20 protein-coding genes and 1 pseudogene are annotated in these 21683 nt (G+C 59.6%); 9 read left to right on the forward strand and 12 right to left on the reverse strand.

What is annotated here, in order from left to right; all coding sequences use genetic code 11:
* Positions 1–34: 34 nt before the first annotated feature.
* From SP68_RS19285 to SP68_RS19295, 3 genes are all read right to left on the reverse strand, one after another.
* Positions 35–988: an aldo/keto reductase gene (locus SP68_RS19285; protein ID WP_012968772.1), complete on the reverse strand. Its 954-nt coding sequence runs from the start codon at positions 986–988 to the stop codon at positions 35–37.
* A 127-nt stretch (positions 989–1115) separates the two neighbouring features.
* The gene (locus tag SP68_RS19290; protein ID WP_002892707.1) at positions 1116–1892 is read right to left on the reverse strand and encodes an ABC transporter substrate-binding protein; all 777 of its coding nucleotides are present in this window, start codon (positions 1890–1892) and stop codon (positions 1116–1118) included.
* Between the two features lie 19 nt (positions 1893–1911).
* Entirely contained in the window at positions 1912–3090 is a 1179-nt protein-coding gene (locus SP68_RS19295) for a M20 aminoacylase family protein (protein WP_012542544.1), read from the reverse strand.
* A 540-nt stretch (positions 3091–3630) separates the two neighbouring features.
* Here SP68_RS19295 and SP68_RS28960 point away from each other — a divergent pair.
* Positions 3631–3912 carry a lipid-binding SYLF domain-containing protein gene (locus tag SP68_RS28960; protein ID WP_228961033.1) on the forward strand — a complete coding sequence of 94 codons (282 nt, stop codon included), beginning with the start codon at positions 3631–3633 and terminating at the stop codon, positions 3910–3912.
* A gap of 64 nt (positions 3913–3976) precedes the next feature.
* On the opposite strand, the gene SP68_RS19305 is transcribed toward SP68_RS28960, so the two are convergent.
* Both SP68_RS19305 and SP68_RS19310 read right to left on the reverse strand, forming a co-directional pair.
* Entirely contained in the window at positions 3977–4432 is a 456-nt protein-coding gene (locus SP68_RS19305; RefSeq protein WP_012542546.1) for an RcnB family protein, read from the reverse strand.
* Positions 4433–4600: 168 nt separating this feature from the next.
* Complete coding sequence (locus tag SP68_RS19310) at positions 4601–4990, reverse strand: hypothetical protein (protein WP_002892699.1); 390 nt, start codon at positions 4988–4990, stop codon at positions 4601–4603.
* 271 nt (positions 4991–5261) lie between these two features.
* Here SP68_RS19310 and SP68_RS19315 point away from each other — a divergent pair, with 271 nt between their 5' ends.
* The 3 genes from SP68_RS19315 to SP68_RS19325 are packed head-to-tail and all read left to right on the forward strand — an operon-like array spanning position 5262 to position 8263.
* Positions 5262–6380: an ABC transporter substrate-binding protein gene (locus SP68_RS19315; protein ID WP_032732646.1), complete on the forward strand. Its 1119-nt coding sequence runs from the start codon at positions 5262–5264 to the stop codon at positions 6378–6380.
* Positions 6381–6440: 60 nt separating this feature from the next.
* Positions 6441–7469: a FecCD family ABC transporter permease gene (locus SP68_RS19320; RefSeq protein ID WP_162494475.1), complete on the forward strand. Its 1029-nt coding sequence runs from the start codon at positions 6441–6443 to the stop codon at positions 7467–7469.
* On the forward strand, positions 7466–8263 hold the full coding sequence (locus tag SP68_RS19325) for an ABC transporter ATP-binding protein (protein ID WP_032732645.1): 798 nt from the start codon (positions 7466–7468) through the stop codon (positions 8261–8263). Before SP68_RS19320 ends, SP68_RS19325 begins: the two co-directional genes overlap by 4 nt.
* Before the next feature lie 41 nt (positions 8264–8304).
* Here the strand turns inward: SP68_RS19325 and SP68_RS19330 are convergent, their stop codons facing one another.
* The 3 genes from SP68_RS19330 to SP68_RS19340 form a co-directional block, all read right to left on the reverse strand.
* Positions 8305–9447 carry an HlyD family secretion protein gene (locus SP68_RS19330; protein WP_040973751.1) on the reverse strand — a complete coding sequence of 381 codons (1143 nt, stop codon included), beginning with the start codon at positions 9445–9447 and terminating at the stop codon, positions 8305–8307.
* The gene (locus tag SP68_RS19335) at positions 9447–9791 is read right to left on the reverse strand and encodes a DUF3302 domain-containing protein (protein ID WP_008805501.1); all 345 of its coding nucleotides are present in this window, start codon (positions 9789–9791) and stop codon (positions 9447–9449) included. Before SP68_RS19335 ends, SP68_RS19330 begins: the two co-directional genes overlap by 1 nt.
* Before the next feature lie 134 nt (positions 9792–9925).
* Positions 9926–10567: a helix-turn-helix domain-containing protein gene (locus tag SP68_RS19340; protein WP_072125424.1), complete on the reverse strand. Its 642-nt coding sequence runs from the start codon at positions 10565–10567 to the stop codon at positions 9926–9928.
* A gap of 238 nt (positions 10568–10805) precedes the next feature.
* Here SP68_RS19340 and SP68_RS19345 point away from each other — a divergent pair, with 238 nt between their 5' ends.
* The 5 genes from SP68_RS19345 (at position 10806) to SP68_RS19365 (ending at position 17322) form a co-directional block, all read left to right on the forward strand.
* On the forward strand, positions 10806–11729 hold the full coding sequence (locus SP68_RS19345; RefSeq protein ID WP_038422210.1) for an aminoimidazole riboside kinase: 924 nt from the start codon (positions 10806–10808) through the stop codon (positions 11727–11729).
* Between the two features lie 166 nt (positions 11730–11895).
* Positions 11896–13413 carry a carbohydrate porin gene (locus tag SP68_RS19350; protein WP_008805498.1) on the forward strand — a complete coding sequence of 506 codons (1518 nt, stop codon included), beginning with the start codon at positions 11896–11898 and terminating at the stop codon, positions 13411–13413.
* A 104-nt stretch (positions 13414–13517) separates the two neighbouring features.
* The gene (locus tag SP68_RS19355; RefSeq protein WP_008805497.1) at positions 13518–14888 is read left to right on the forward strand and encodes a sucrose-specific PTS transporter subunit IIBC; all 1371 of its coding nucleotides are present in this window, start codon (positions 13518–13520) and stop codon (positions 14886–14888) included.
* On the forward strand, positions 14888–16288 hold the full coding sequence (locus SP68_RS19360) for a sucrose-6-phosphate hydrolase (RefSeq protein WP_040973749.1): 1401 nt from the start codon (positions 14888–14890) through the stop codon (positions 16286–16288). The genes SP68_RS19355 and SP68_RS19360 overlap by 1 nt, the downstream gene beginning before the upstream one ends.
* Before the next feature lie 23 nt (positions 16289–16311).
* A complete protein-coding gene (locus SP68_RS19365; RefSeq protein WP_162494424.1) occupies positions 16312–17322 on the forward strand; it encodes a LacI family DNA-binding transcriptional regulator in 1011 nt (336 codons plus the stop codon).
* A 47-nt stretch (positions 17323–17369) separates the two neighbouring features.
* On the opposite strand, the pseudogene SP68_RS19370 reads toward SP68_RS19365, so the two are convergent.
* From SP68_RS19370 to SP68_RS19385, 4 genes and pseudogenes are all read right to left on the reverse strand, one after another.
* A pseudogene (locus SP68_RS19370) lies at positions 17370–17979 on the reverse strand (hypothetical protein).
* A 184-nt stretch (positions 17980–18163) separates the two neighbouring features.
* Complete coding sequence (locus SP68_RS19375) at positions 18164–19186, reverse strand: ABC transporter permease (RefSeq protein WP_004152946.1); 1023 nt, start codon at positions 19184–19186, stop codon at positions 18164–18166.
* A gap of 19 nt (positions 19187–19205) precedes the next feature.
* Entirely contained in the window at positions 19206–20690 is a 1485-nt protein-coding gene (locus SP68_RS19380; protein ID WP_004202401.1) for a sugar ABC transporter ATP-binding protein, read from the reverse strand.
* 32 nt (positions 20691–20722) lie between these two features.
* Complete coding sequence (locus tag SP68_RS19385) at positions 20723–21646, reverse strand: sugar ABC transporter substrate-binding protein (RefSeq protein ID WP_040973744.1); 924 nt, start codon at positions 21644–21646, stop codon at positions 20723–20725.
* Positions 21647–21683 lie beyond the last annotated feature (37 nt).

Below are 21683 nucleotides of genomic sequence, written 5' to 3' on the forward strand. Positions count from 1 at the left end.
GTCCATTCTCTCCCCGCCGGGGAGAGGGAGTGACTCAGGCGCTGGCGCTGTCCAGTCGCGCCACCTGCTCCGCGCTCAGGCTCAGCGCCGCCGCGCGGGCAAAACTCTCCACCTGAGCCACGCTGGTGGCGCTGGCGATCGGCGCGGTCACGCCTTCGCGGCCGATCAGCCACGCCAGGGCCACCTCAGCCGGCTTCGCCCCCTGCTCGTCCGCGACCGCCACCAGGGTATCGATAATCCGCATCCCGCGCGGATTCAGGTACTTACCAATCCCCCCTCCGCGCTGGCTTTGGGCCAGATCCGACGGCTGGCGGTACTTACCGGTTAAGAACCCGGAGGCCAGGCTGTAGTAGGTCACCACCCCGATATCGCGGCTGACGCAGAGATCGCACAGCGCGCCTTCAAACGCGGAGCGGTGGTAGAGGTTATATTCCGGCTGCAGCACCTGCCAGGCAGGCAAGCCGCCTTTACGCGCTACCTCCAGCGCCCCCGCCAGCTGCATCGCATCCAGGTTAGAGGCCCCCATGGCGCGGATTTTTCCAGCCTGCTGCAGGCTGTGGAAAGCCTCCAGCGTTTCCTCCACCGGGGTTTGCGGATCCGGCCAGTGGGAGAAGTAGAGATCAATGTAGTCGGTATTCAGGCGGCGTAAGGAGTCATCTACCGCCTGTTGGATCCAGGCTTTGCTGAGCCCTTTATGGCCGGGTAGGCCTAAATCGGAGCCGACTTTGGTGAAGATTTTGACCTTATCGCGCATGCCGGGGCGCGCCTGCAGCCAACGACCGATGATGGTTTCGGATTCGCCGCCCTGGTTGCCTTCCGCCCAGCGGGAATAAACATCCGCCGTATCGATAGCGTCAAAACCGTGGTCAACAAAAGCATCAAGAAGAGCAAAACTGGTTTTTTCATCGATGGTCCAGCCAAAGACGTTGCCGCCAAAGACTAATGGGGCGATGGAAAATCCGGTTTTACCCAATGGACGTGTCATCATGCCGAGTACTCCTTAGCTTATATTCTGCTTCCCTCAGGTAACCGCAGGGGTCAGGAGAGGAGGTGATTGGATAATCAGAAAAGGAATCTTACGGCGGGCGCTCCACGCCCGCAGGTACACTCAGACATTATGTCCCGGAATAAACATCAAAGCTAAAATATTTGCCGGCTAATTTTTTATAGGTGCCGTCGGCCAGAATCTTCGCAATGGCACCGTTAATTTCCTGACGCAGTGCCTCATCGTCTTTACGCAAGCCGATCGCCGCCCCGGCGCCAAACAGCGTATCGTCCTGCAGATGGCCGCCGACAAAGGCGAATTCCTTACCCTGCGGCTGCTGCAGGAAGCTGTAGTCGGCCATCATCCCGGAGAGCACTGCGCCGTCGATGCGCCCGGACTCCAGGTCACGCACCACGCTATCGGCCCCCTGGTAGGCCACAATGTTAATCCCCTGCGGCCGCCAGTGCTGGTTAACATAAGTCTCCTGCGCCGAGCCCTGCTCCACGCCGATGGTTTTGCCCTTCAGCTGTTCCGGCGTATTGCCCTGCAGGGTATTTTTACGCGCCACGAGGAACACCGGCCCGTTATATAGCTTGTCGCTAAAGGCAATCTGCGCTTTGCGCTTCTCGGTCATGTACATCCCGGAAAGGATCGCGTCGAATTTACGCGCCTTCAGCGCCGGGATAATGCCGTCGAAATTGCTTTCCACCCACACGCATTTCGCCTGCAGCTGCTGGCAAATGGCGTTGCCTAAATCGATATCAAACCCCGCCAGCTTGCCCTGCGGATCTTTCCATTCAAACGGCGCGAAAGTCGGGTCGACGCCGAAGCGGATCTCCTTTCCCCCTTCGGCCAGCGCCGACGTCGACGCCATTAATGCCAGCCATAGCAACAGTGATTTTTTCATTCGCGTTCTTCTCCAGAGATTAGCGACAGTGCTTTTCCACCAGGCGGGCGAACAGCGTCGCGCCGGTGGTGATAATGTCATCGTTAAAGTCGTAGCCGGGGTTGTGCACCATGCAACCGCCCTTCTCCCCTTTCTCACCGTTGCCGAGCAGGAAGTAGCTCCCTGGGCGTTCGCGTAGCATAAAAGCGAAATCCTCGCTGGCGTTCATCGGCGAGACCGACTCCAGTACCCCTTCGCGGCCAAACACTTCCAGCGCCAGCGCCCGGGCGAAATCGGTCTCTTCAGGGCTGTTGGTTAATACCGGGTAGGAGTCGTACACCTCCACTACGCTGCTGGCGCCATAGCTTTTGGCGGTAAAATCAGCGAGCTCGTGAATACGCTTGATCAGCAGATCGCGAATGTCCGGCTTCATCGCCCGCACGCTCAGCTCCATCACCACGCTCTCCGGAATGACGTTGGAGGCGATACCGGCCTGGAAGGTGCCGACGCTGACCACTGCCGTTTCCCCCGGCGGCACGTTGCGCGCCACGATGCTCTGCAGGGCCATCACCAGCGCTGCGCCGGCGACGATCGGGTCGACGGTACGCTCCGGATGGGCGCCGTGGCCGCCGTAGCCGGTAATCGTAATTTTGACGGTGTCCGCCGAGGCCATAAAGTTGCCGGCGTAGAAGCCCAGCTTGCCCACCGGTAGCCCTGGCATGTTGTGCAAGCCAAAGATGCGTTCGCAGGGGAACTGCTCGAACAGCCCGTCTTTAATCATTAAATCGGCGCCGCCGATAGCCTCTTCCGCCGGCTGAAAAATCAGATGCACCGTGCCGTTAAACTGGCAGGCCGGCGAGGCGATGTATTTCGCCGCCGCCAGCAGAATGGTGGTATGGCCGTCATGGCCGCAGGCGTGCATTTTTCCGGGTACCGTACTGGCCCAGGGCAAATCAGTAGTTTCATGGATCGGCAGCGCGTCCATATCGGCGCGCAGGCCAATAGTACGCGGCGAGTCGCCCTTGCTCAGGCTGCCGACGACGCCGGTTTTACCGAGGCCGCGGGTGACCTGATAGCCCCACTCCGCCAGTTTGCCAGCCACCAGCTCACTGGTATTAAACTCTTCCAGACTTAATTCCGGATTGGCATGTAAATAATGACGGATAGAAATCATTTCATCTTCCGTCGCTTTAATTTCGGGGATTACATAATCACTCATGCCGTTCTCCGGGAAATAAATTAAGGACTTAACACGGTAACGTGGTGGAAACTTTATGCAAGCAGCATTTCTAATACCTGGAATGAACTCATCTTATTTAATAATCCGCACATTACAGAGTAATAAATAATCAAAATAGTGAAATTTAAAAATAAACGTTTATTTTATGGAGGATTTACCGTTATTTAACCTACCATTCCCGACCATATTCAGATTTAAATAAAATAAACGTGTATGAAATTACAGACGCTTTCCCTCGCCGCCATCGTCATGCTAGCGGGCTGCAGCGCGCAGGGCGATACCGCCAGCCAGCAGCGGGCCAGCATTCAGAAGATGCGCAGCGAAACCCTCAACAAGCTTTACGCCCTGCAGCCTGAGGCCCGCAGTGATATTCAGCATGCGAAGGGGTATGCGGTGTTTGCCAATAACAGCAGCAAGATCCTGCTGTTCGGGTTTGGCAGCGGCTACGGCGTGGTACGGAATAAGGCCACCGGGAAGGATACCTATATGAAAATGGCCCAGGGCGGCGCCGGCCTGGGGATGGGGATTAAGCAGCAGCGCACGGTGCTGGTTTTCCATGATAAAGCAGCCCTGGAGACCTTTATCCGCCAGGGATACATGGTTGGCGCCGATGCGAATGCCGCCGCAAAATATGATGACAAAGGCATCGCGCCGATCGCCGCCTCCACCAGCGGCGTGGCGTCAGATACCGCCTCCCTGCCCTCGAAGGTCAACGTCTACGACCTGACCGAAAAAGGGCTGGCCGCCCAGGCAATGATCAATGGTTATAAATACTGGCCGGATGCTGCGCTGAACCCGTAGCTTTCCGCGAGTGCGCCATCGCCGGATCAGGCTTTCCCTGACCCAGCGTCGCGGAGCAGCGCATTTAGTGGCCGAGGGCGCCGCTCACCAGAATCGAGGTGATGATCCCGGTCGCCGCAGCGATCAGCACATAGTTACCGTCGATATAGGACCAGTGATGGCCTTCCGGCGGGGGCGGCAGGCCGCGGTCGCTCCAGTCGCGGACGCGATATTCATCGCCACGGAACGGCGCCGGAGCCGGGTGGCCTTTGCGGAAATCGTTCCCGCGCCAGGCGAAATGGTCCTGCTCATGACGTGCCTGATCGCGTTTGTCATGACCGTCGCGATCCGGGCCACGCTGGTCATGGTCACCCTGATGATGCGCGTCAGGTCCGCCCTGCGGCGCATGCCCATCATGGTCCGGACCGTTCTGCCACACCGTTGGCTGCCCCGGGCGATGGCCGTCGTTCGGGCCATCGGCAAAGGCCGGGACGCTCAGCACACACGATAAAATTACTGCCAGAGAAATCATCTTTTTCATGGTACACCTCCTGATTCAGCTCCTTTGTACCGGGCAAATGTGAAGAAAGAGTGAGTAACTGGTTAACCAGGACGATTCCTGGCATCGGCTGTCGGGAAGAGGTTGTGCTGATGGCGGGGCAATAAAAAAGGCCGCTTTCGCGACCTTGATTCAGACAGGTAAAAGGACTTATTCAGTCACTTTATTTTTTAACTCTTCGGCGCCGGTTTTGGTTTTATCCCAGCCCTTTTCCGCACCGGATTTGGTGGCATTCCAGCCTTTTTCACTGACCTCTTTGGTCTTATCCCACCCCTTCTCGGTGCCTTCTTTGGTCTTGTTCCAGGTTTTCTGCGCGCCTTCGCTCACCTGGCTGCCAACGCTGTCCTGCTTGCCTTCGGCAGCATGTTTCGCCTTCAGCTGCTGCTCTTCGCCCTCATGCTGGGCCTGGTGCAGCTTCTCTTTGGCGGTGTTGGCATTGGCATTCGCCGCCGCGACGGTATCATCTGTTGCATGTGTTGTCGCAGCAAAAACCGGAGCTGCAACCAGAATAGCCGATAACGCAATCATTGCTTTTTTCATAATATCCTCTCTCACGTGTCGTGTTATGAGTCGCATTCAGGATGGCACAACGAACCGGGGATGACATTAGGAATTAGCCTGAAAAACGTCTTCGACCTCCAGCCATGGCAGAAAATGCTGCCGCCGTGCGCGCCCTGTCGGCGTTGGCATAATTTCCAACATGTTTGTTACATTTTATGAAATTTGTCCTTGATATACTTGCCGTTGATGTTTGTTCGAGAATAATTCTCAGAATCATTATATTTATAAATTGGCAAACGGAACTCCTTTTATGGCAAGAAAATCAGTAAGATCGCTGTTACTTACTGCGCTGATCGCGACGCCCCTCTTCAGCTATGCAACCCAATATCCCCTGACGGTCACTGACCTCGACGGCCGGCAGGTCACCCTGACCAAAGAGCCGCAGCGTATTATTTTGCAGGATGGCCGCGACATTATGACCCTCGCCCTGCTGGACCGGGACAATCCGTTTAAACGGCTGGTGGCATGGAATAATCTGGCGAAAAAGCAGGATGTTGCCACCTGGCAGATGCTGAAAACGACGTGGCCGCAGTCGGCCACGATCCTTGACATGGGCTTCAGCGACAAAGGGAACGTCGATCTTGAAAGCGTCATCGCCCGTCAGCCGGATCTGATGATCGCCCAGCTGCGCGCCAGGCCAGCGCTGATGGAGAGCGGCGTCATCGACAAGCTCAGCGCCCTGCACGTTCCGGTGCTGTTTGTCGACTATGAGATAGACCCGGCGAAAGATACCGCCCCCAGCATCAACCTGCTGGGCAAAGTCCTTAACCGCGAGAGCCAGGCCAAAGCCTTTACCGATTACTATCGTCAACAGCTGCAGACGATTCGCCAGAAAACCGCGGCCATCACGCCGAAGGCCAACGTCTTCGTGGAAGCGCTGGCCGGCAACAGCGACGCCTGCTGCTTTACCCACGGCCACAGCGGCTGGGGCGGGCTGGTGGAGGCGGTCGGGGCGAACAATATCGGTTCGCAGCTGCTGCCGGGCGCCTCCGGGTTCGTCTCGCTGGAGAAAATCATCAGCATGAAGCCCGACGCCTGGATCATGACCGGCTCGAAGCGCGGCAACAGCCAGGTGCTGCCCCTGGGTTATGAGGTTAAGCCGGAGGCGGTGAAGGCCCAGGCGCAGATCCTGCTGGCGCGACCTGGGGTCAGCCAGATCCCGGCGGTACAGGAAAAGCGGGCCTATGGCGTCTATCACCACTTCTATAACCACCCGTGGAATATTGTCGGCATGGAATACCTGGCGAAAGATATCTACCCGCAGGCCTTCGGCGATCTCAACCCGGATGAGACTTACCATTATATCGTGCGCCATTTCACCGACCTGCCGGACCAGCCGTTCGTCTTCTCCTGGCAGCAGAGCGAGTAATCCGGCATGCGTTTAACCTCCGACTCCGTGTTCGACGGGCTGCCCGCCGGGACCTCTGGCGTGATAGATGACTATCGCCGTATCGTGCGTCGCCGTCTGCTGCTGATGCTCCTGCTGGCGCTGTTGATTGTCGCGTCGCTGCTGCTCGATTTTATGCTCGGCCCCTCCGGTCTGCCGCTGCAGAGCCTGTGGCAGACGTTAACCGATCCGGCCAGCGCCGATCCGGGCACGCGCGCCATCGTCTGGGATATCCGTCTGCCCTATGCGGTGATGGCGATTATCGTCGGCCTGGCGCTGGGACTGGCCGGCGCCGAAATGCAGACCATCCTCAATAACCCTCTGGCCAGTCCGTTTACCCTTGGCGTCTCCTCGGCTGCGGCCTTTGGCGCCGCGCTGGCGATTGTGCTGGGTATTGGCCTGCCCGGTATTCCCGGCCAGTGGTTTATCTCGGCCAACGCCTTTATCTTCGCCCTGCTGGCGGCCCTGCTGCTGGACGGCATCACCCGCTGGACCCAGGTGGCCACCTCCGGGGTCATCCTGTTCGGCATCGCGCTGGTCTTTACCTTTAACGCCCTGGTCTCGATGCTGCAGTTCATCGCCAACGAAGACACGCTGCAGGGGCTGGTGTTCTGGACCATGGGCAGCATCGACCGCGCCTCCTGGAGCAAAGTCGCCATCCTGCTGGTCGCCCTGGCGCTGGTGATGCCCCTGTCGCTGCGCAGCGCGTGGAAGCTGACCGCCCTGCGGCTGGGTGAGGACCGGGCCATCAGTTTTGGTATTAACGTTCGCCGCCTGCGCCTGACCACGCTGCTGCGGATCAGCATACTGTCGGCGCTTTCGGTGGCCTTTGTCGGGCCAATCGGCTTTATCGGCCTGGTGGCGCCGCATATTGCGCGGATGCTCTTCGGCGAAGACCATCGCTTTTATCTGCCCGCCAGCGCGCTGATCGGCGCTCTGGTGCTCTCCCTGGCCTCCATCGCCTCGAAGAACCTGATCCCGGGGGCCATTATTCCGGTGGGGATCGTCACTTCCCTGGTCGGGGTCCCGTTCTTTTTGAGCATTATTTTACGTCATCGGGGGCAGGCATGAGCGACCAGACGTTATCCGGGCTGTCGCTGTCTCACTTCAGCGCCGGCTACCCCAGACGCAAGGTGATCGAGAACCTGACGGTTCCCCATCTGCCGCGAGGGAAAATCACCGCGCTGCTGGGGCCAAACGGCAGCGGTAAATCAACGTTAATGCGGGCGATGGCGGGTCTGGGACCCTGCCGCGGCGAGCTGCTGCTGGAGGGGGAAAATCTGCTGACGCAGCCGTTCTCACGTCGCGCAGAGCAGGTGGTCTATCTTCCGCAGACGCTGCCCGCCGGCGTGCATCTGCATGTGCTGGAGTCGATTATCGTTGCCCAGCGCGCCGCCGGAGGACGCCACAGTCCGCAGCACCAGGAGGAGGTGATGGCGCTGCTGCGGCAGCTGGGGATTGCCCATCTGGCGATGAGCTACCTCGATCAGCTCTCCGGCGGGCAAAAGCAGCTGGTGGGTCTCGCCCAGTCGCTGATCCGCCAGCCGCGCCTGCTGCTGCTCGACGAACCGCTCAGCGCCCTTGACCTCAACTACCAGTTTCACGTGATGGATCTGGTACGCCGGGAGACCCGACGGCGCAACATCGTGACCCTGGTGGTGGTGCACGATATCAATATTGCCCTGCGTCACGCCGACCACGTGCTGATGCTCAAGGCGGGCCAGTTGCTCGGCGACGGCACCCCGGCCGCGGTCATCACCCCCGAGACCCTGGCGGCCGTCTATGGGGTGCGCGGGCGTATTGAACCCTGTTCGCAGGGGGTGCGGCAGGTCATTATTGACGGCCTGGTGGACAGCGAGACCTGACTGCGGCGCGGGAATGGCGCGTGCGCCCCGCGCCCGCCGGCCTAGTGATCGAGATAGAGGTAGTTTTCCCAGCTTTTCATGCGGATCAGGATTTTGCGGATCAGCGACAGCTCTTTCAGGTGATCCGAGTAGACCGCCGCCTCGAGGGTCGCCCCCTGCGGCAGAGCGTATTCGGCAAAACGCGGATCGGTGACCTTCAGCACCACCAGCGCCCGGCCGTGGGTATTGAGCGCGTCTGTGGTCAGCAGTTTGCCCTGCCCCTGGAACTGACTCTCGCCAATCGCCGGCAGCACGTCGGCCACTTCTCCGCGAAAGACGGTGCCCGGGATGGCCGGAAACATCAGCTCCGCGGGCTCGCCTTTGTGCAGGCGCTGCAGGGCGTTCTGGCGAAATGCCGCGACGTACTCCCGCGAGGCGGCGCCCTCCACCGGCACAAAGGTCATCAGCGGGATCATCCCCAGCGCAGTGGACATGGTACCCGGCCGTAAGCCGACGGTGCTGACATAGCCATCCTCCGGGGCGCGGACGACGGTGTTATCCAGCTGAAACTGGGCCTTCTGCAACTGCGCCAGCAGGGAGGCGACAGTGGTATTTTTGCCTTTCACCACCGACTCCAGCGCGTTGCGCGCCTGCACCACCTTCGCCTGAGCCGCGCTGACGCTGGCTTCATCGGCTTTCCACGTCTGCAGACGGGTATCAACCATTTGATCGGAGAAGGCACCCTGGGCGTGGCCCGCCCGATAGCGGGCATATTCCCGCCGCGACTGATCGCGCTGGGCCACCGCTCTGCTCAGCTCGGCCTGCGCCTGGCTTAACGCCGCGTTTAAGGAGAGCGCATCCTGACTGGCCGCTTTTATCTGCGCCTGCAGATCGTCCACTTTCGCCTGGAACGGCGTCGGGTCGAGGGTAAACAGCACATCGCCCTTATGCAGCATCTGGTTAGGCTTCACCGGTACGCTCTGCACCCGGCCGCGCACCTGCGACACAATCGGCACGGTGCGAAACACCTGGTTACCGACGTCGGTATAGGGGAAGTTGTAGTTCATCCCGAAGATCACCGCGCCAATCAGGGCGATACCGCCGAGCACCGCCGTCGGTACGGTCCACTTATTGAGCGGGATGCGGAAGACTTTAAACACCACGATGCACAGCGCGGCGTAGGTCAGTAACATTAACGTTTCCATTAGTTTGCCTCCTCCGCTTTCAGCGCAGCCACCTCGCGCTGGACCTGTTCCAGTTGCTGGACCACCGTTTCCAGACGCTGATGCAGCGCCTGCTGATCGTCGGCAATGTGGCGCATTCCCCACCCGCGATCTTCGCGCCACAGCGTTGCCCAGATCCATAACAAAGGCCACAGGGCGTGCAAGGTAAATAAGCTGACCCAGCCGGCATAATGAATCGCATCCTGATGAGGATGGCGCCGCTCTTTGGCAATTTCATAAGGAATATCGTGAATAACAATCACGCCATAAAACAGTATTAAGGCCACGGCGATCAGAATGGCCAGCGCAACATAATCCAGGGTCATAAAATAACTCCAGAGTGAAAGGTTAACTTAATAAAACAGCCAGATTCAGACGTAACGGGGCCGGGGAAAAAGCGCGCTTAGCGCTTTCCCTGGCGGTGATAGCAACGTGATGGCGTGAATCTGCCGAATCGGGTTCAGAATTTCTCAGGAATATGACGGTCGATGGAGATCAGCTTGCCTTTTTTCACCGTGATATATCCCCCCTCGCGCAGCGCGGCCAGCACCTGGTACACATAGCTGCGCGAGAGATTGGTTCGTTTAATAATAAATGCCGACAGGCTCTCATGCTGACCACCATCGATTTCGCTGCGATATAGATAGCGCGACAGCATCGATTTAATGGTCTGAAAACTGGTCTGGCTGCCACGTTCATAGTGGGCATCAAGGGCAAATATGCCCATATAGGCCAGGATCGTGGTCAGCTCTTGCATATAGCCCGGCGACGAATGAAAGAATATTCGCTCAAAATCGCTGGCGGTTATTTTCGCCAGCTGGCATTCGCCCAGACACCGATAATAGAGCGCGACCGACGGACAATAATGTTCCAGTAATCCTAACGGCATATGCGCGATAACAATCCCGACCAGGTTCTGCTCATCACCAAAGGCCAACGTCATTTGCCCCTGCAGCAGAAAGTAGAGATAGCCCGGCTGCGGAATAAAGCCCTGGTCTTTGCCCAAACTCAGCGTTTCACTGCAGGCGATCACCGCCGGCAGATGCGTGGTCAGCGTCAGCTTCTGGTACCGATCGTAAATATCGCCAAAACTGAGGTTCATCGCGCTGCGCACTCCTTTACCTTTGGCCACCGCGGCGGGGCTAACCGCGACCTGTTGAACTATACCTAAGCGGGTGGGGAAGGAAAAGTCCAGATCTGGAGTGGCGAAATATTTCGCCTGGCTCACATTTTTTACCCTCACCTCCCTGTTTCGTGACCCGATCGTTCCGCTTACCGGTGGGCTATGCTTTAATTAGCTAAACCGGTTTAACATAGTTTAGCTAAGAGGAATTTGTCGAATGAATGGAAAAATCTGGGTACTCGGCGATGCGGTCGTTGATCTCCTGCCCGATGGCGAGGGCCGCCTGCTGCAATGCCCCGGCGGCGCACCGGCCAACGTCGCGGTCGGCGTGGCGCGGCTCGGCGGCGACAGCGGGTTTATTGGCCGCGTCGGCGACGATCCCTTCGGCCGCTTTATGCGTCACACCCTGGCGCAGGAGAAGGTCGATGTGAATTATATGCGCCTCGACGCCGCGCAGCGCACCTCCACCGTGGTGGTCGATCTCGATCAGCACGGGGAGCGCACCTTTACCTTTATGGTCCGTCCGAGCGCCGACCTGTTCCTTCAGCCCGAGGATCTCCCGCCGTTTGCCGCCGGCCAGTGGCTGCACGTCTGCTCCATCGCTCTCAGCGCCGAGCCGAGCCGCAGCACGGCATTCGCGGCAATGGAGGCGATAAAACGCGCCGGGGGCTATGTCAGCTTCGACCCCAATATCCGCAGCGACCTGTGGCAGGATCCGCAGGACCTGCGTGACTGTCTCGACCGGGCGCTGGCCCTCGCCGACGCCATAAAACTCTCGGAAGAGGAGCTGGCCTTTGTCAGCGGCAGCGACGACATCGTCAGCGGCATCGCCCGGCTGAACGCCCGCTTCCAGCCGACGCTGCTGCTGGTGACCCAGGGCAAAGCGGGGGTCCAGGCCGCCCTGCGCGGGCAGGTTAGCCACTTCCCCGCTCGCCCGGTGGTGGCCGTTGATACCACTGGCGCCGGCGATGCCTTTGTCGCCGGGCTGCTCGCCGGCCTCGCCGCTCACGGTATCCCTGACAACCTCGCCGCGCTGGCTCCCGACCTTACGCTGGCGCAAACCTGCGGCGCGCTGGCCACCACCGCCAAAGGCGCCATGACCGCCCTGCCCTACAGGGACGATCTTCAGCGCTCGCTGTGATCCCGTTGGGCCGGCTAACGGCCCACTTTGCTGGCGACATCACAATTCTTAAACCGGTTTAGCAATTTTTATTTTCACCGCGTTACTGACATGTTTACCATATTAATTAAACCGGTTTAGCAAAAGTTAGCACACTCACTGATTTTCACCTTTGGATGTCAACAGCATGTATAAAAAACGGAAGTTAGCCATTCTTATTGCTTTGCTAACCGGCACCGCCGCCGCCCATGGGCAGACAGACCTGAACAGCATTGAAGCGCGTCTCGCCGCCCTGGAAAAACGCCTGCAGGACGCCGAAACCCGCGCCAGCACTGCCGAAAGCCGTGCCGCCTCGGCGGAGCAGAAAGTTCAGCAGTTAACCCAGCAGCAGCAGCAAACCCAGGTCACCACCCAGCAGGTGGCCAAGCGCACCACTCAGCTGGAAGAAAAAGCCGAACGGCCTGGCGGCTTTGAGTTCCACGGCTATGCCCGTTCCGGCGTGATCATGAACGACTCGGCCGCCAGCACCAAATCCGGCGCTTATATGACCCCCGCCGGGGAGACCGGTGGCGCCATTGGTCGTCTGGGCAACCAGGCCGACACCTATGTGGAAATGAACCTCGAACATAAACAGACGCTGGACAACGGGGCGACCACCCGTTTCAAAGTGATGGTGGCCGACGGGCAAACCACCTATAACGACTGGACGGCAAGCAGCAGCGACCTGAACGTGCGCCAGGCGTTTGTCGAGCTGGGCAACCTGCCCACCTTCGAAGGCCCGTTCAAAGGCTCGACCCTGTGGGCCGGGAAACGCTTTGACCGTGACAACTTCGACATCCACTGGATTGACTCGGATGTGGTTTTCCTCGCCGGGACCGGCGGCGGGATCTACGACGTGAAATGGAACGACAGCCTGCGCAGCAACTTCTCGTTATACGGCCGCAACTTTGGCGATATCGCTGACAGCAGTAACAGCGTGCAGAACTATATCGTCAGCATGAATAACTTTGCCGGCCCGGTGCAGATGATGGTCAGCGGGATGCGGGCGAAAGATAATGACGAACGCCAGGACACGAACGGCAATCTGGTGAAAGGCGATGCCGCTAACACCGGGGTCCATGCTCTGCTGGGCCTGCACAATGAGAGCTTCTATGGCCTGCGCGACGGGACCAGCAAAACGGCCCTGCTGTACGGCCACGGGCTGGGCGCCGAGGTTAAAGGCATCGGCTCCGACGGTGCGCTGCGCCCGGGGGCCAATACCTGGCGCTTCGCCAGCTACGGCACGACGCCGCTGAGCGATCGCTGGTTTATTGCCCCGGCCGTGCTGGCGCAGAGCAGTAAAGATCGTTATGTCGATGGCGACAGCTATCAGTGGGCCACTCTCAACCTGCGTCTGATTCAGGAAGTGACGCAGAATTTCGCCCTGGCCTGGGAGGGCAGCTATCAGTACATGGATCTGCAGCCTGAAGGCTACAACGATCGCCACGCGGTGAACGGCAGCTTCTACAAGCTGACCTTCGCCCCAACCTTCAAGGTGGGCAGCATCGGCGACTTCTTCTCGCGTCCGGAGATCCGCTTCTATACATCGTGGATGGACTGGAGCAAAAAACTGGATAACTACGCCAACGATGATGCATTAGGCAGCAACGGGTTCAAATCGGGCGGCGAATGGTCGTTCGGTATGCAAATGGAGACCTGGTTCTGACGGTAACCCGGACGACAGGGTAAATAACACATAAATATAAGGTTCGCGGCGCCTGCCACGGCTGGCGCCGCCCACGCCATATCATCATGCATTTAGAGGGTACTATGGATTTTGATCAGATTTCCCGCTCACTGCTTCCCCTGTTGGGCGGCAAGGAAAATATCGCCAGCGCCGCGCACTGCGCCACCCGCCTGCGGCTGGTGCTGGTCGACGACGCGCTCGCCGACCAACAGGCCATTGGCAAAATCGACGGGGTGAAAGGCTGCTTTCGCAATGCCGGACAGATGCAGATCATCTTCGGCACCGGGGTGGTCAATAAAGTCTATGCCGCCTTTATCCAGGCCGCAGGCATCAGCGAATCAAGCAAATCCGAAGCCGCCGACCTGGCCGCGAAAAAGCTGAACCCGTTCCAGCGCATCGCCCGCCTGCTGTCCAACATTTTCGTACCGATTATTCCCGCCATCGTCGCCTCCGGCCTGCTGATGGGCCTGTTGGGGATGGTGAAAACCTACGGTTGGGTCGACCCGAGCAATGCTATCTATATCATGCTGGATATGTGCAGCTCGGCAGCGTTTATCATTCTGCCGATCCTGATCGGCTTTACCGCCGCCCGCGAATTTGGCGGTAACCCTTATCTGGGCGCGACCCTTGGCGGGATCCTCACCCACCCGGCGCTGACCAACGCCTGGGGCGTCGCCGCCGGCTTCCACACCATGAATTTCTTCGGCATCGAAGTGGCGATGATCGGCTACCAGGGCACCGTCTTCCCGGTGCTGCTGGCGGTGTGGTTTATGAGCATGGTCGAGAAACGGCTGCGCCGCGTTATCCCTGACGCGCTGGACCTGATCCTCACCCCGTTCCTGACGGTGATTATCTCCGGCTTTATCGCCCTGCTGCTGATCGGCCCGGCCGGTCGCGCGCTCGGCGACGGTATTTCGTTTATCCTCAGCACGCTTATCAGCCACGCCGGCTGGCTGGCGGGCCTGCTGTTCGGCGGCCTCTACTCGGTGATCGTCATTACCGGTATCCATCACAGCTTCCATGCCATCGAGGCGGGTCTGCTGGGCAACCCATCGATTGGCGTCAACTTCCTGTTGCCGATCTGGGCGATGGCCAACGTCGCTCAGGGCGGCGCCTGCTTTGCGGTGTGGTTTAAAACCAAAGATGCCAAAATCAAAGCCATCACCCTGCCGTCGGCGTTTTCGGCGATGCTGGGGATCACGGAAGCGGCAATCTTCGGGATTAACCTGCGCTTTGTGAAGCCGTTCATCGCCGCGCTGGTCGGTGGTGCCGCCGGCGGCGCCTGGGTGGTGTCAATGCACGTCTATATGACCGCGGTGGGCCTGACGGCGATCCCGGGGATGGCCATCGTGCAGGCCAGCTCGCTGCTGAACTACATTATCGGAATGGCGATCGCCTTCGCCGTGGCCTTCATGCTCTCTCTGACGCTGAAATACAAAACGGACGCTGAATAATGTCATTACCGTCACGCCTGCCTGCGATCCTGCAGGCCGTTATGCAGGGCCAGCCGCAGGCGCTGGCCGACAGCCATTATCCGCAATGGCATCTGGCGCCGGTCAGCGGACTGCTGAACGATCCCAACGGCTTTTGCCAGGTCGCCGGGCGTTACCACCTGTTTTATCAGTGGAACCCGCTCGCCTGTGACCATACCTATAAGTGCTGGGGACACTGGAGTTCAGCCGATCTGCTGCACTGGCGGCATGAACCTATCGCCCTGATGCCGGACGAAGAGTATGACCGCAACGGCTGCTACTCCGGCAGCGCGGTCGAGTTCGAGGGCGCCCTGACCCTGTGCTACACCGGCAACGTGAAATTCCCCGACGGCGGGCGTACCGCCTGGCAGTGCCTGGCGACAGAGAATGCCGATGGCACCTTCCGCAAGCTGGGGCCGGTGCTGCCGCTCCCTGACGGTTACACCGGCCATGTACGCGACCCCAAGGTGTGGCAGCAGGACGGGCGCTGGTACATGGTCCTCGGCGCGCAGGATTTGCAACAGCACGGTAAAGTGCTGCTGTTCACCGCCAGCGATCTGCGGGAGTGGCGCCTGGTGGGCGAGATCGCCGGACATGGCGTTAACGGTCTGGCGAACGGCGGCTATATGTGGGAGTGCCCGGATCTCTTTCCGCTGGCGGATACCCACCTGCTGATCTGCTGCCCGCAGGGGCTGGCCCGTGAAGCGCAGCGCTTTCTCAATACCTATCCTGCGGTGTGGATGGCAGGCCGCTTCGACGCCGAGCGCGGCACCTTCGACCACGGCCCGCTGCACGAGCTGGACAGCGGGTTTGAGTTCTACGCGCCGCAGACCATGCTGGCCGAGGATGGCCGCCGTCTGCTGGTCGGCTGGATGGGCGTCCCGGACGGGGAAGAGATGCATCAACCCACCCGCGCACAGGGATGGATCCACCAGATGACCTGCGTGCGCGAGCTGGAGTGGCAGGCGGGCACCCTGTATCAGCGCCCGCTGCGCGAGCTGGCTGCTCTGCGCGAGGAAGCCCAGGGCTGGCGCGGGCAGACCCTGCCCCTCGCCCCGATGGAGCTGGCCTTTGACATCGCCCCCAACAGTACGCTGGGGCTGGACTTTGCCGGCGCCCTGCAGCTCACCGCCAACCGCGACGGCCTGCGTCTGTCGCGCCGCGGGCTGCAGACCGCCGAGATGCATCACCGCTACTGGCGCGGCGAAGCGCGGCGCCTGCGGATCTTTATCGACCGCTCCAGCGTGGAAATTTTCATCAACGATGGCGAAGGGGTGATGAGCAGCCGCTTCTTCCCGGGCTATCCGGGGCAGTTAATCTTCAGCGGTGCGACGCCGGTGGCATTCTGCCGCTGGCTGCTGCGGCCATGCATGGTAGTATAAGCGTTTTGCTTTCAGGCTCCTGAGTGGTGATGAAAACCAAACGCGTAACTATCAAAGATATCGCCGAACTGGCGGGCGTCTCCAAAGCGACCGCCAGTCTGGTGCTCAACGGCCGTGGCAAAGAGCTGCGCGTGGCGCAGGAGACGCGCGAGCGCGTGCTGGCGATCGCCCGCGAGCAGCACTATCAGCCCAGCATTCATGCGCGCTCGCTGCGCGATAACCGCAGCCATACCATTGGCCTGGTGGTACCGGAGATCACCAACTACGGGTTTGCCGTTTTCTCCCATGAGCTTGAGACGCTCTGCCGGGAAGCTGGCGTGCAGCTGCTTATCTCCTGCACCGACGAAAACCCCGGCCAGGAGAGCGTGGTGGTCAATAATATGATTGCCCGCCAGGTCGACGGGCTGATCGTCGCCTCGTGCATGCACAGCGATGCCGACTACCTGAAGCTCAGCGAACAGCTGCCGGTGGTGCTTTTTGACCGCTCCCCCAGCGACAGCGCCCTGCCGCTGGTGATGACCGACTCGGTGACGCCAACCGCCGAGCTGATCTCCCGCATTGCGCCTCAGCATGCGGACGAGTTCTGGTTTCTCGGCGGCCAGCCGCGGCTGTCGCCGTCGCGCGACCGGCTGGCGGGATTCACGCAAGGCCTGGCTCAGGCGGGGGTCACGCTGCGACCTGAGTGGGTGATCAACGGCAACTACCACCCCAGCTCCGGGTATGAGATGTTCGCGGCGCTCTGCGCGCGGCTGGGACGTCCGCCGAAGGCCTTGTTTACCGCGGCCTGCGGCCTGCTCGAAGGGGTACTGCGCTACATGAGCCAGCATCATCTGCTGGACTCCAATATTCATCTCGCCAGCTTCGACGATCACTACCTGTATGATTCGCTTTCCCTGCGCATTGATACCGTGCAGCAGGATAATCGCCAGCTGGCCTGGCACTGCTACGATCTGCTCAGCCAGCTGATCGACGGCCAGGCGCCGGAGCCGCTCCAGCGCTACCTCCCCGCCACCCTGCAGTTTCGCCATCCCTGACGGCGCCGTCGGCAATTAGCGTTTTCGCCGGGCGCGCGCTGCCTGCCTCACCGCCAGCAGCGCACCGGCAAACAGCATGCCCAGGCCGATCGTCACCGGCCAGCGGTAAGCCATCAGTAACGAGGGCAATCCGCCGTCCGGCGCCAGCACCACCAGATTCCAGCCCGTTAGCCCCGCCTCGCCGTTCAGCGCGCGGGTTAACATCCGCTGGTGCGGGGCGAAAGGCTGGATAGTCTGGTAGTGGCTGCCGAACAGCGGCGGCTGCATCTCCCTGGGGAACTGCGCCTGCACCTGGGCCAGTACGCTGGCCGGCAGCGCATGCGACGCCGCCAGCAGATGCCCGTCGCCATTCACCAGCAGCAGTTGATAATGCCGCTGCCGGGCGAGGGTATGGAGTTCGGCGCGCATCGCCGCCAACGGCCAGGCGGCTTCCCGCTGCGGCGCCGGCGTGTTCATTCGCCGCTCAAGGCGTTGCGCCACCCACTGCGCATCCTCCTCCAGCTGGCGGGTCTGCATCTCACGGTAAACCTCTCTGGCCGGCAAATTCACGCCCCGACCGAGCGCCAGGATCGCCAGTCCGGCGATCAGCGTGACGATAATGCCCCTGCTTGCCGGTCGCCAGAGCGGCGAGGATTTGACGACGGATGGTGTATTCATACGACTCCAGAAACCGGAGGCCACGCATGGGCCCCCTGACGAATAGACAACGGAAGTGGCAAAACTGTACAGGATGAGCCGCGTGGGCAAAACAGACAGCCGCGCCTGGCGGGGCGTATTTTGTTTATTTCTGGACAGGACGGGCGGCAACGACATCCTTCGCCGCTGCCGCCCGTTGATAAGATTAGTGTTTTTTCCGGTTGCGACGCATGTCGATGGTCACCGCGGCGACAATAATGATGCCCTTAATAATATCCTGCACGTAGGCATCGACGCCGACAAAGGTAAAACCGCTTTTGATCAGACCAAGGATCATCGCGCCAATCAGGGTGCCGGTAATGCGCCCCACCCCGCCCATTAAGCTGCTGCCGCCGATCACCGCGGCGGCAATCGCGTCCAGCTCGTAGGACATCCCCATGCTCGACTGGCCGCTGCTGACGCGCGCCGCCAGCACCACCCCCGCCAGCCCGGAGAGCGCCCCGGCGATGGTGTAGACAATCACCAGGTACTTATTCACGTTGATGCCGGACACTTTGGCCGAGGTCATGTTGCCGCCGATGGCATACACATATTTGCCATAACGGGTATGCTTCAGCGCAATGTGAAACACGGCGGCGATCACGAAGAAGATAATCACCGGCATCGCCCCCTGACCTATCGCCGTAAAGCTGTCGGAGAGGAAGCTGATCGGGTTGCCCTGGGTGTAATACTGCGCCAGACCGCGCGCCGAAACCATCATCCCGAGGGTGGCAATAAACGGCGGAATACCGGTCCGCGTCACCAGAAAACCGTTGGTCAGGCCGCACAGCAGGCCGACGCCGATCCCCGCGCAAATGGGGATCACCGCCGGCAGGTTGACCAGCGCCGGGAACATCGGCGACAGGCTGTCGGAAGTTTGCGCCAGGCTCGCCGCCACCACCGCCGCAAGGGCGATAACCGAGCCGGAGGAGAGGTCAATCCCGGTGGTGATGATCACCTGGGTGACGCCGACGGCGATGATGCCGATGATCGCCACCTGCAGCACAATCAGCACCAGGCGGTTGGTATTGAGCAGGAACGACTGGTCGCGAACATACCAGCCGGCAATTTCAAAAGTCAGGGCAATCACCAGCATCACCACAAAGATGCCGGTATCTTTCGGCATTTTATGCCGCAAATTAGCGAAGAAGGAGGAACCCTCGCTGGCCGGAGCCGCCGTTAATTTCATATTACTCATTCTCTGTGCCTCAATGGGATGCCAACGACAAAATGGTTTCCTGGTCGGCTTCGTCTTTTTCCAGGATGCCGGTGATACGGCCTTCATGCATCACCATAACCCGATCACTCATGCCAAGGATTTCCGGCAGCTCAGAGGAGACCATAATGACCGCCACCCCCCGATTCGCCAGTTCACTGATCAGATGATAAATCTCCGCCTTCGCCCCGACGTCGATACCGCGGGTCGGCTCATCGAGAATTAAGATTTTCGGTTGCGCTAACAGCCAGCGCGCAATCAGGACTTTTTGCTGATTCCCCCCGCTGAGGTTATTAATAATTTGATCCATCGTCGGCGTTTTAATATTGAGCCGGCGAATTTGCTCCATGCAGTCTTCGGCCATTTTCACGTGCTGGACAAAACCGCTCTTGCCGATATATTCCGGCATTTTGACGATACTCATATTTTCCAGCACCGACAGCACCAGAAACAGGCCCGACTTTTTGCGGTCTTCGGTTAATAACGCCATCCCCTTTTCAATCGCCACGGAGGGGGAATCAATGGTCACCGGCGCCCCGTCGATCAGCACTTCGCCGCTGTCGAAGCGCTCCATACCGAACAGGCTTTCCATCACCTCGCTGCGCCCGGCGCCCACCAGCCCGGCCACGCCAAGGATTTCACCGCGGCGTACAGTAAAGCTGACGTCATGGAACACGCCCTGGCGCGTCAGGTTGCGCACCGTCAGCACCTCTTCGCCGATGGTGTTATTAAATTTCGGAAACAGCTGAGTTAATTCGCGGCCCACCATCTGGGTGATCAGCGACTGCCGGGTAAATTCGGTGGTGTTTTTGCTCCCCACCCAGGTGCCGTCGCGAAACACGCTGATCTCATCGGTAATGGCAAAGATCTCATCCATTTTGTGACTGATATAGATGATCGCTTTACCCTGGGCGCGCAGGTCGCGGATGATGGTGAACAGGTGAGCCACCTCGCCTTCGGTCAGCGCCGAGGTGGGCTCATCCATGATCACGATATCCGCGTTCCACGAGACTGCTTTGGCAATCTCCACCATCTGCTGGGCGGCGATGCTCAGGTCGCCCACCAGCCGGTCGGCGGTTAAGCGGATATTAAGCTTGTCCAGCAGCGCCTGGGTCTGGCGGGTCAGCTGGCCGTGATCGACAAAGCCGTACTTCATCGGCTCGCGCCCCAGCCAGATATTCTCCGCCACCGTCATATGCGGCACCAGATTGAGCTCCTGGTGGATCATCGAGATCCCCGAGCGCAACGCATCCATGGTGTCGGTAAACTCCACCGGCTCCCCTTTCACGCGAATCGACCCTTTATCGGGGCGATAGATACCGATCAGGCACTTCATCAGCGTGGATTTACCGGCGCCGTTCTCGCCCATCAGGGCATGCACCGTTCCCGGACGCACGCGCAATGAGACATTATCGAGCGCCTTCACGCCGGGGAAGAACTTACTGATACCTTCGGCTTCAAGTGCAAAAGCGTTCATACATCCACCTCCGTACCACGGGTTGGCCAGGACTATTTCTGATTACGGTTGGTAAATTCAGCCATGTTCTCTTTGGTGATCAGCTGATACGGCACGTCGATGATTTTTTCCACTTTCTCGCCGTTCGCCAGCTTGATGGCCGCGTCGACTGCGCCTTCACCCTGGCCTTTCGCATCCTGGAAGATGGTGGCGATCATTTTGCCGCTCTTCAGCATCTGCAGGGCATCCGGAGTGCCATCCACGCCAGCGATGAGAATATGGTTCGGGTTTTTGCCCAGTGCCTGCAGGGCGCCGATCGCCATTTCATCGTTGTTGGAGGCGATGGCCTGGATATCCTCACCGCTGGTCATCCAGTTGCTGACCACGTCCACGGCGTCATTGCGGGTAAATTTCGCGGTCTGCTTCTGGACGATTTTGATGTTCGGGTATTTCGCCACCACCTCTTCCACCCCTTTGGTACGATCGCGGGTGGACTCATTCGCCAGGTCGCCGAGCAGGATCGCCACATTGCCCTTACCGTTCATCGCTTTCGCCAGCGCTTCCATCTGCAGACGGCCGGCGAGAATGGAATCCGACCCCACATAGGCCATCTTGTCGGTCAGCTCCGCCTGCGGACGGCGGTTCACAAACACCAGCGGGATCCCGGCTTTGGTGGCCTGATCCATAATCGGTTTCACCGCATTGGTATCCACCGGGTTGACGATAATGGCGTCCACCCCCTGACCGATAAAGTTTTGCACCTGCTGCAGCTGCTGGGAGACATCCCCTTTTGCGTCCTCGATCTGCGATTTAACGCCGTCTTTTTTCATCTCTTTTTGCATCGAGGTCCGCAGGATCGTCAGGAAGTTATCGTCAAACAGCGCCATGGAGACGCCAATAGAGACGTCTTTTGCCATAACCACCGTAGGCAGCATGCAGGCTAACAAAGAGGCAACAATCGTTTTCTTAATATTCATAGTTGATCCTTGATTTTGTAGGTACGCCGGTGAATGA

The sequence above is a fragment of the Klebsiella variicola genome, from assembly GCF_000828055.2.
GTDB classification, from domain to species: Bacteria; Pseudomonadota; Gammaproteobacteria; order Enterobacterales; family Enterobacteriaceae; genus Klebsiella; species Klebsiella variicola.